The sequence below is a fragment of the Sphingomonas mangrovi genome (assembly GCF_047975845.1).
Classification (GTDB): domain Bacteria; phylum Pseudomonadota; class Alphaproteobacteria; order Sphingomonadales; family Sphingomonadaceae; genus Sphingomonas.
The window spans coordinates 133,644-143,144 of record NZ_JBIUCZ010000002.1 but is presented as its reverse complement, the minus strand read 5'-3'; the positions used below and the strand labels follow the sequence as shown (position 1 = coordinate 143,144).

Below are 9,501 nucleotides of genomic sequence, written 5' to 3'. Positions count from 1 at the left end.
TGCCGCGGCGCCCCGGTGCCCTCAGCCCCGCGGTGCGCGCCCCGCGAAGCTGACCAGGCTCTCGCTACCGTCCTTCGCCAGCGCGGACACGCCGACGAAATGATCGTCGACGATCACGCCCTTGAGGACATGGCTGTCCCCCTTCGCGTCGACCTGCTCGGTCCAGTCCTGCGCGTCGTTGCGGCGCCAGCGAATGCGATAGCCCGCGGCACCCGGTACCGGCTGCCAGCGCACGGTGGTGTCGACGCCGAGCGCGCCCGAGATGGTCACGCCTTCCGGGGCGGCCGGCGCGGTCGCGAGCCGGGCGAGCGTCGCGACGTTGAGCGCGGTCACCTTGGCCAGATAGGGGAAGTCCATGCGGTCGACCGTGTCGCCATAGACTCGGCCGTTCTCGGTGCGCAGGTCCTGGTGTTGCGCATCGTAGTTCTCGACGCCGACCGAGAAGCGCACCGCGGGATAGCCGAGCTTGAGGAACGGTTCGTGGTCGCCGCCGCGGCCGAAACGGTCGGGACGGCGTTCGAGCACCGCGTCGACGCCGCCCGGCAGCGTTCCGGCGAGCCCGTCGATCGCCTTGGCGAGCGCGCGGCTGGGGCCATCGTCCTCGCCACCGGCGGCGCGGCGGGCGAACTGCTGCTCGATCGATTCGGAGCTGCGGATGCCTTCGGAGAAGACGCGCACCCGGTCGGCGACCCGTCGGCCGTCGAGTCCGACGGTGTTGCCGACGATGTCGTTGTTGAGCACCGCGCTCACCGTCCAGCCGCGCTCGCGCGCGGTGTCGGCGAGCAGCTCGCCGCCCCACAGCCCCTGTTCCTCGCCCGACAGCGCGGCGTAGACGATGGTGGCGTCGAACGTCTCCTTGGACAGGATGCGTGCCGCCTCCAGCACCAGCGCGACACCCGAAGCATCGTCGTTGGCGCCAGGCGCGTCGCTGGTCACGTCCATCACGTCGGTCACGCGGCTGTCGATATGGCCCATCACGATCACCACGCGCTTGGGGTCGCGCCCCTGCTGAAAGCCGAGCACGTCGACGATCTGCACGCCGTTCGGTGCGCGCGGGCCGGTGAACCCGCGCGCGACGTTGGCGACGGTGATGCAGCCGCCGCACGCCTGGCCGATGCGGTCCATCTCGTTCGCGAACCAGCGGCGCGCCGCACCGATGCCGCGCGCCGGGTCGTCGGGAGAGGAGAGGGTGTGGCGGGTGCCGAACGACACCAGCTTCTCGACGTCGGCGCGCAGCCGTTCGGGGCGGGGTGCCTCGCGCGCCGCGGCGGGGGTGGCGAGGGCGAGGAGCGGAAGCAGGAGACGGGTTCGCATGTGCGGGATGGTGACGCGCCCTGCCGCCAGGCTCAAGCCAAATCCGCGGTCCCTTGCTGACGCAGCAAACTCCCGTAGCGGGGCGAAGCCCGGTTGCGCGCTGCAGCAATATTCAAAGTACAAAGGCGAAACATCAAGAGGCTGATCTATGTTGAAAACAAATATTTCCAAATAGATGCGACCGAAGCGCGTCAGGAGAGTTAATGCGCTGGGAACTTGGTCGGCCGTCCCGCCGCGCACGCTCCCCGGCGGGCGGGGCGATACTGTCCGGTGCCGCACGAAGGTAACCTCGACAGGGAGGACCCAATGACTGAATCCGATACGATCCTCGAAGCACTGGACGCGCGCGTGCAGCGTCGGAACGACCGACGGGAATTTTTCTCGCGCGCGTTGGGCGCGACGGCACTGACCACTGCGGGCGTCGCGGCCTTGTCGCGGTCCGAGCCGGCGCGTGCGCAGGCGGTCACCGACGCCGACATTCTCAACTTCGCGCTGAACCTCGAATATCTCGAGGCGCAGTTCTACAGCTACGCCGCGACCGGCGAGGGGCTTCCGCAGGCGATGCTCGGCGGTACCGGCACCCAGGGCGAGGTTCGCGGCGGTCGCCGCGTCGCGTTCCAGGACCCGGTCGTTGCGCAATATGCGCGCGAGATCGCGGTGGACGAGCGCGCACACGTCGCGTTTCTGCGCAACCAGCTCGGCACTTCCGCCGTGGCGCAGCCGGCGGTCGACGTCAGCGCGACGCCGACCAGCGCCTTCTCCAATGCCGCACGCGCAGCGGGGCTGATCGGCACGGGGGAGACCTTCGACCCCTATGCCAACGACGAGAACTTCCTGCTCGGCGCCTTCATCTTCGAGGACGTCGGCGTGTCTGCGTACAAGGGTGCGGCGGCGCTGATCACCAACAAGGCGTATCTTGAGGCGGCCGCGGGCATCCTGGCGGTCGAGGCGTACCACGCCGCGATCCTGCGCACGACGCTCTACAGCAAGGGCGTCGAGACGCCGATGCTGCGCAGCTCGGCCGATGCGATCTCGAACGCGCGCGATTCGCTCGACGGCGCCGACGATCGCGACCAGGGGATCTCCCCGACCAGTGGCGACCGGCCGGTGTCGAACATCGCACCGCTCGATGCGGACGGTCTCGCGTTCGGGCGGAGCACCGGGCAGGTGCTCAACATCGTCTACCTCAACAACGCCGCAGCCACCATGGGCGGGTTCTTCCCTGCCGGCGTCAACGGCACCATCCGCAGCAGCGCGGCGAACTGAGCCCGCGGGTTCGATCAGGGAGATCCACGATGAACATCGAATCCAAGCGCCAGGTCGTCCAGGCGATCGAGCAGCGCCGTGCCGAACGGCGTCAGTTCCTGCGCTACGCAGGCACCGCCACGGCAATGGCGGGCGGGCTGTCGCTGCTCGCCGCGTGCGACGACAATGACGACGACTTCGCGCCGGCCCCCTCGCCGACGCCGACCCCCACTCCGAGTGCGAGCTCCGGCTCTTCGGACGTCAACATCCTCAACTTCGCGCTGAACCTCGAATATCTTGAGGCGCAGTTCTATTCCTTTGCCACGACCGGGGCGAGCATCCCGGGCAGCCTGCTCAGCGGTGTGGGCAAGCCGGGGGCGATCCAGGGCGGCCGCGCGGTGACCTTCACCGATCCGGTGGTTGCGCAATATGCCCGCGAGATCGCGGCGGACGAGCAGGCGCACGTCGCGTTCCTGCGCAAGGCGCTCGGCAGTGCGGCCGTGGCGCAGCCGGCGATCGATATCGGCGGCGGTGCGAACGGGCCGTTCACCGCGGCGGCGCGCGCGGCCGGCGTGATCGGCGGCAACGAGACGTTCGATCCCTATGCCAGCGACGAGAATTTCCTGCTCGCGGCCTATATCTTCGAGGACGTCGGCGTGTCCGCCTACAAGGGCGCGGCGCCGCTGATCACCAGCACGACCTATATCGATGCATCGGCAGGAATCCTGGCGGCAGAGGCCTATCACGCGGGCCTGATCCGCACGACGCTCTATGCCAAGGGCATCGAGACGCCGAGCCTGATCACCTCCGCCAACCAGATCAGCGATGCCCGCGATTCGCTCGATGGCAGCAGCGATCTCGACCAGGGGATCACGATGGACGGTGCCGCGAACATCGTGCCGGCGGATGCGAACGGCATCGCGTTCAGCCGGTCGACCGCGCAGGTCCTCAACATCGTCTACCTGAACGCGGCGGCGACCGGTGCCGGCGGGTTCTTCCCCGTGGGCGTCAACGGCGCGTTCGTGACCAGCGGCGCGAACTGACGCAACGGCACGGGCGGCCGCGTCGCGCGGGCGCCCGTCGCTTTTTCAGCTCAGCCGGTCGATCGCTTCGCGGTCGAGGCTGCCGGGCACGATCATCACCGGTACCGGCAGCGTGCCGGCATCGGTTCCCGCGAAATGGCTGACCAGCGGGCCCGGCGCGCCGCTCGCCGCCGCCCCCAGCACCAGTGCGGCGATCTCCGGATTGGCGGCGATCATCTCGCGCACGATCGCGGGGCCGTCGCCTTCGCGCAGCGTCAGCTTGGGCTTCAGCCCCGATTCCTCGATCAGCGTGCCCGCCGCGGCGGCGATCAACCCCTCCGCACGCTGGCGCGTCTCCTCCTCCATCGTCGCCATGACGCCGCCCCATTGCACGAACTCCGTCGGCTCGGTCAGCGCGAGGATCTCGACCGATCCGCCGGTCTTCACTGCACGGCGTGCGGCGAAGCGCAGCGCGATCTGCGATTCGTCGCTTTCGTCGATCACCACCAGATATGTCCGCATCGAAAACGCTCCCCTTCGGTTTCAAGCGTGGCCGTGCTGCGCCCGTCGCGCAACCCCGCGGGGTTGACCGGTGGGGCTGTGACGGCGAAGGAAGGCCAGAGCCCCGAGAGGATCCAGCTGTACCCATGTCGATCGAAATCAAGATGCCCGCGCTTTCCCCCACCATGGAGGAGGGAACCCTCGCCAAGTGGCTGGTGAAAGAGGGCGACACCGTCCGCTCCGGCGACCTGATGGCGGAGATCGAGACCGACAAGGCGACGATGGAGTTCGAAGCCGTCGACGAGGGCACGATCGCGAAGATCCTCGTCACCGAGGGTTCGGACAATGTGAAGGTCGGCACCGTGATCGCGATCCTCGCCGCCGAGGGCGAGGATGCGAGCGCGATCGAGGCGCCCGCGGCCAAGGCCGATGCGCCGGCCGAAAAGGCGGAAGCGCCCAAGGCCGAAGCGCCCAAGGAAGCGTCCAAGGCCGAGGCTAAGCCGGCCCCCGCAGCAGCGCCGGCTGCCCCGAGCAGCGGCGGCCGCGTCAAGGCGAGCCCGCTCGCCCGCCGCATCGCCGCCGAAAAGGGCGTCGATCTTTCCGCCGTGGCAGGCTCCGGCCCCAACGGCCGCATCGTCAAGACCGACGTCGAGGGCGCCAAGCCCGGCGCCGCGCCGAAGGCGGAGGCTCCGGCGGCCACGTCTGCCGCAGCGAGCGTCCCCAGCGGCGGCGCCGCGCCGACGTCGGAGACGAAGGCGGTGTGGTACGACGAGTCGATCCCGCACGAGGTCGCCAAGCTCTCGAACATCCGCAAGACGATCGCACGTCGCCTCACCGAGGCGAAGCAGACGATCCCGCACATCTACCTGACCGTCGACGTTCGGCTCGACGCGCTGCTCAAGCTGCGCAGCGACCTCAACAAGACGCTCGACGTGCGCGGCGTGAAGCTGTCGGTCAACGACCTGCTGATCAAGGCGCTGGGCATCGCGCTCGAGCAGAGCCCGAAGTGCAACGTCACCTTCCTGGGCGACCAGCTGGTCAGCTACAGCCGCGCCGACGTGTCGGTGGCGGTGTCGACCCCGACCGGCCTCATCACCCCGATCATCCGCGACGCGGCCGCCAAGGGCGTGGCCAAGATCTCGAGCGAGATGAAGGAGCTCGCCGGCCGCGCCAAGGAGAACAAGCTGAAGCCCGAGGAATATCAGGGCGGCACCGCCAGCCTCTCCAACATGGGCATGTTCGGGATCAAGCAGTTCGAGGCGGTGATCAACCCGCCGCAGGGCATGATCCTGGCGGTCGGCGCGGGCGAGAAGCGCCCCTACGTCATCGACGACGCGCTCGGCGTGGCGACGGTGATGACGGCGACCGGCAGCTTCGACCATCGCGCGATCGACGGCGCGGACGGTGCGGAGATGCTCAAGCTGTTCAAGGCGCTGGTCGAGCAGCCGATGGGCCTGCTTGCTTGACGCGGAGCCGGTCGGCGGTGGGAGCGTGGCGATGAAGACGCGCGTGGCGATCGAGGCGGCACAGATCGTGCTGAGCGTGGCTGCGGTCGTCGGGGTGGGGATGCTCTCCGCCTGGTCCTATCGCCCCGCCACCGGCGACATCCGGCTGGTGACGATGGCCGCGGTGTTCGTCGTCGTCGTGCTGGGCGTCCGCCAGATGCAGCGCGCCGTCGCCGACCATCGCCGCGCGGGGGAGGTGCGACATGGCTGAGACTCCTCCGGCAGGCACGCCGGCGCTGCGCGTCACCACCATGCCCGCCGACACCAACCCGTACGGCGACATCTTCGGCGGCTGGCTGATGAGCCAGATGGACATGGCGGCGGGGCTGGTCGCGGCGCGGCATTCGCGCGGGCGCGCCGTCACCATCGCGGTCGACGGCATGCAGTTCCACGCGCCGGTCGCGGTCGGCGACGAGGTGTCGGTCTATGCCGAACTGGTGAAGACCGGCCGCACCTCGATGACGATCGAGGTCGAGGCCTGGCGCCGCGGCCGTCACGTCGAGGAACAGTGCCGGGTGACCCAGGCGCGCTTCGTCTTCGTCGCGATCGACGAGAACCGGCGCCCGCGGCCGGTCGACACCCAAGAATCGTAACTTCACAGAATCGCAGGACGGAAACATCTAGTCATGGCTGAAACCTACGACCTCATCGTCCTCGGCTCCGGGCCGGGCGGCTATGTCGCGGCGATCCGCGCGGCGCAGCTGGGGCTCAAGACGGCGATCGTCGAGCGCGAGAACCTGGGCGGCATCTGCCTCAACTGGGGCTGCATCCCGACCAAGGCGCTGCTGCGCTCGGCCGAGATCTTCCACTATATGCAGCACGCCAAGGACTATGGCCTGGCTGCCGACAAGATCAGCGCCGATCTGGATGCGGTGGTGAAGCGCTCGCGCGGCGTCGCCAAGCAGCTCAATCAGGGCGTCACGCACCTGATGAAGAAGAACAAGATCGCCGTGCACATGGGCACCGGCAAGCTGACCGGCAAAGGCAAGCTCAGCGTCACCGGCCAGGACGGCAAGACGACCGAGCTCTCGGCCAAGAACATCATCGTCGCGACCGGCGCGCGCGCCCGCGACCTGCCGAACCTGCCCGCCGACGGCAAGCGCGTGTGGACCTACCGCCACGCGATGACGCCGTCCGAAATGCCCAAGAAGCTGCTGGTGATCGGCTCGGGCGCGATCGGCATCGAATTCGCGAGCTTCTACAACGACATGGGCGCCGACGTCACCGTCGTCGAGATGATGGACCGCATCGTCCCCGTCGAGGACGCCGATGTTTCCGCGTTCCTGGAGAAGGCGCTCACCAAGCAGGGCATGAAGATCCTGACCGGCGCCAAGGTCGACAAGATCGCGGCCGATGCCAACGGCGTGAAGGCGACGATCACTGGCAAGGACGGCAAGGCGGTCGACGGCGACTACAGCCACGTCATCGTCGCGATCGGTATCGTGCCGAACACCGCCGACATCGGCCTGAAGGAACTGGGCGTCGCGATCGACGACCGCGGCTTCCTCAAGACCGACGCGACCTGCAAGACCAACGTCGACGGCCTGTGGGCGATCGGCGACATCACCGCGCCGCCCTGGCTCGCGCACAAGGCCAGCCACGAGGGCGTGATCGCGGTCGAGGCGATCGCCGGCAAGCACCCGCATGCGATGGACCCGAAGAACATTCCGGGCTGCACCTATTGTCACCCGCAGATCGCCAGCGTCGGCCTGACCGAGGCGAAGGCCAAGGAAGCGGGTTACCAGGTGAAGGTCGGCAGCTTCCCGTTCGTCGGCAACGGCAAGGCGATCGCGCTCGGGGAGGCCGAGGGCTTCATCAAGACGGTGTTCGACGCCAAGACCGGCGAACTGCTCGGCGCGCACATGGTCGGCGCCGAGGTGACCGAGATGATCCAGGGCTACACCGTCGGCAAGACGCTGGAGACCACCGAGGCGGAGCTGATGGAGACGGTGTTCCCGCACCCGACCATCTCGGAGGCGATGCACGAGAGCGTGCTCGCCGCCTACGGCCGCGCCCTCCACATCTGATCCGGCGGGCGGGCGGCGAAAGCGCCGTCCGCCCGTTCTCCTTGGCGGCATCGGAGCGGGGCGGGAACGGCGCCCGCGGGGGTACGTTGTTCTCCTTCGGAACAGGAGACCGTCCATGACCAAGCCCTTGCTGCTCGCGCTTCCGCTCGTCGCCCTGCTCGGGGCCTGCGGCGGCGGCGAAGACGTCCGCGTCACCAACGACAACAACGTCGTGCTCAACGACAGCTACGACAACATGGCCTTTTCGAACGACGGCGAAGACCCGACCAACATGGGCGGGGTCGACGGCATGATGGGCAACGCGACCGACGCGAACGGCACCGCCGCCGGCGGCGCCATGCCGATGACGAACGAGGCGCTGCCGATCGCCAACGACTCGGCACCGGTGCGCTGACGCGACTCCGATCCGGACGGTCGAGACCCCGCTGCCGGGGAACGGCCGTCTGCTGCCTGCGTTGCAATTCCCCGGAAGGAGAGACTAGATGAAGAAACTTTTGCTGATCGGTGCCGTGCTGCCCGCGCTTGCGGGGCTGGGTGCCTGCGGAGATCGCACCACCACCAACAACACCGACACGGTGATCACCGACGACGGCATGGCCAACGACACGCTGCTGAACGATGAGACCGTCATCGGCAACGACGGCATGGCCAACGATATGGATTCGACCGCGCTGACGGCGCAGTCCTTCGCCAACACGATGGCGGCCAGCGACACGTTCGAGATCGAATCGGCCAAGATCGCGCAGGGCAAGGCGACCACGCCGGCGCTCAAGGCGTTCGCCTCGCAGATGGTCAACGACCACACCGAGTCGACCGCCAAGCTCAAGACCGCGGCCGCCACCGCCAACGTCACACCCTCGCCCGAGCTGACCGCGGCGCAGAAGGCCGACCTCGAGGCGCTGCGCGCGGCCGACGGCGCTGCGTTCGACACGACCTACAAGAGCCAGCAGGTCGCCGCGCACCAGCAGGCGCTCGACGCGCTGCAGGGCTATGCGGCGAGCGGCGACGCCGCCTCGCTCAAGACCTTCGCCGGCGACACCGCGAAGGTGGTCCAGGGTCATCTCCAGAAGATCCAGGCCATGTAAGGACCGGGGCGGGCGCGTCGGCCGGGTCCGCGCGTCCGTCGCTTTGCGAGGGGGCAGGGGGCGTTCGAACCCCCGCCTTCTCACCATGCGGGCCAAGGCCGGCATCTCTACGCGCTCCGCGGCAGGCGAACGTCGACCCTTGCGGCACACATCCGTGCATTCGCCGGATCGAGGGAGCCCTTCAGACCGCGTCTGCGGCCCCGCTGCGCCCGCGGCCCCGCCATTGACCGTCCCCGGGCGAACGCGTATAGCCGCGCCCGTTCAATGGGATGGTTCCGGCCCGCCGGCCCCGACCTGCTGAACAGAGCTGAACGTTGTTGGAGACCGAAGGCCCCGGGGCGTCTCGCCGCGTGGCCTTTGCGCATTCCTGTCACGACTCCGGCAAAGTAACCGTTTGAAAGGTGAAGGGCTTCATGCCGACGATCAACCAGCTGGTCCGCAAGGGCCGCGAACTGCAGAAGACCAAGTCCAAGGTCCCTGCGATGGAGCAGAACCCGCAGAAGCGCGGCGTTTGCACCCGCGTCTATACGACGACCCCGAAGAAGCCGAACTCGGCGCTGCGCAAGGTGGCCAAGGTCCGCCTGACCAACCAGCGCGAAGTCATCAGCTACATCCCCGGCGAAGGCCACAACCTGCAGGAGCACTCGGTGGTGCTCATCCGCGGCGGCCGTGTGCGCGACCTTCCGGGCGTGCGCTATCACGTGCTGCGCGGCGTGCTCGACACCCAGGGTGTCAAGGACCGCCGTCAGTCCCGCTCCAAGTACGGCGCCAAGCGTCCGAAGTAAGCCGGCCGCCTTTGCGG

11 protein-coding genes are annotated in these 9,501 nt (G+C 68.5%); 9 read left to right on the top strand and 2 right to left on the bottom strand.

Annotation, left to right across the window (positions count from 1 at the left end; translation table 11 throughout):
* Positions 1–21: 21 nt before the first annotated feature.
* On the bottom strand, positions 22–1,314 hold the full coding sequence (locus ACBY01_RS02070) for a M28 family metallopeptidase (RefSeq protein ID WP_416459100.1): 1,293 nt from the start codon (positions 1,312–1,314) through the stop codon (positions 22–24).
* Between the two features lie 306 nt (positions 1,315–1,620).
* Between ACBY01_RS02070 and ACBY01_RS02065 the strand changes: the two genes are divergently transcribed.
* Positions 1,621–2,580 (top strand): ferritin-like domain-containing protein, encoded by a 960-nt coding sequence (locus ACBY01_RS02065; protein WP_416459099.1) that lies wholly within the window; start codon positions 1,621–1,623, stop codon positions 2,578–2,580.
* Between the two features lie 29 nt (positions 2,581–2,609).
* Positions 2,610–3,602 (top strand): ferritin-like domain-containing protein, encoded by a 993-nt coding sequence (locus tag ACBY01_RS02060; RefSeq protein ID WP_416459098.1) that lies wholly within the window; start codon positions 2,610–2,612, stop codon positions 3,600–3,602.
* Positions 3,603–3,647: 45 nt separating this feature from the next.
* Here the strand turns inward: ACBY01_RS02060 and ACBY01_RS02055 are convergent, their stop codons facing one another.
* A complete protein-coding gene (locus ACBY01_RS02055) occupies positions 3,648–4,103 on the bottom strand; it encodes a universal stress protein (RefSeq protein WP_416459097.1) in 456 nt (151 codons plus the stop codon).
* Between the two features lie 125 nt (positions 4,104–4,228).
* Between ACBY01_RS02055 and ACBY01_RS02050 the strand changes: the two genes are divergently transcribed.
* The 7 genes from ACBY01_RS02050 (at position 4,229) to rpsL (ending at position 9,484) form a co-directional block, all read left to right on the top strand.
* Positions 4,229–5,548 carry a pyruvate dehydrogenase complex dihydrolipoamide acetyltransferase gene (locus tag ACBY01_RS02050; RefSeq protein WP_416459096.1) on the top strand — a complete coding sequence of 440 codons (1,320 nt, stop codon included), beginning with the start codon at positions 4,229–4,231 and terminating at the stop codon, positions 5,546–5,548.
* A gap of 31 nt (positions 5,549–5,579) precedes the next feature.
* Positions 5,580–5,798 (top strand): hypothetical protein, encoded by a 219-nt coding sequence (locus ACBY01_RS02045; RefSeq protein ID WP_416459095.1) that lies wholly within the window; start codon positions 5,580–5,582, stop codon positions 5,796–5,798.
* Complete coding sequence (locus ACBY01_RS02040) at positions 5,791–6,180, top strand: acyl-CoA thioesterase (RefSeq protein ID WP_416459094.1); 390 nt, start codon at positions 5,791–5,793, stop codon at positions 6,178–6,180. The genes ACBY01_RS02045 and ACBY01_RS02040 overlap by 8 nt, the downstream gene beginning before the upstream one ends.
* A 33-nt stretch (positions 6,181–6,213) precedes the next feature.
* A complete protein-coding gene (gene lpdA / locus ACBY01_RS02035; RefSeq protein ID WP_416459093.1) occupies positions 6,214–7,614 on the top strand; it encodes a dihydrolipoyl dehydrogenase in 1,401 nt (466 codons plus the stop codon).
* A 115-nt stretch (positions 7,615–7,729) separates the two neighbouring features.
* Positions 7,730–8,008 (top strand): hypothetical protein, encoded by a 279-nt coding sequence (locus ACBY01_RS02030; protein WP_416459092.1) that lies wholly within the window; start codon positions 7,730–7,732, stop codon positions 8,006–8,008.
* Positions 8,009–8,096: 88 nt separating this feature from the next.
* The gene (locus ACBY01_RS02025; protein WP_416459091.1) at positions 8,097–8,699 is read left to right on the top strand and encodes a DUF4142 domain-containing protein; all 603 of its coding nucleotides are present in this window, start codon (positions 8,097–8,099) and stop codon (positions 8,697–8,699) included.
* Between the two features lie 413 nt (positions 8,700–9,112).
* The gene (gene rpsL, locus ACBY01_RS02020; RefSeq protein ID WP_086129340.1) at positions 9,113–9,484 is read left to right on the top strand and encodes a 30S ribosomal protein S12; all 372 of its coding nucleotides are present in this window, start codon (positions 9,113–9,115) and stop codon (positions 9,482–9,484) included.
* Positions 9,485–9,501: the final 17 nt, after the last annotated feature.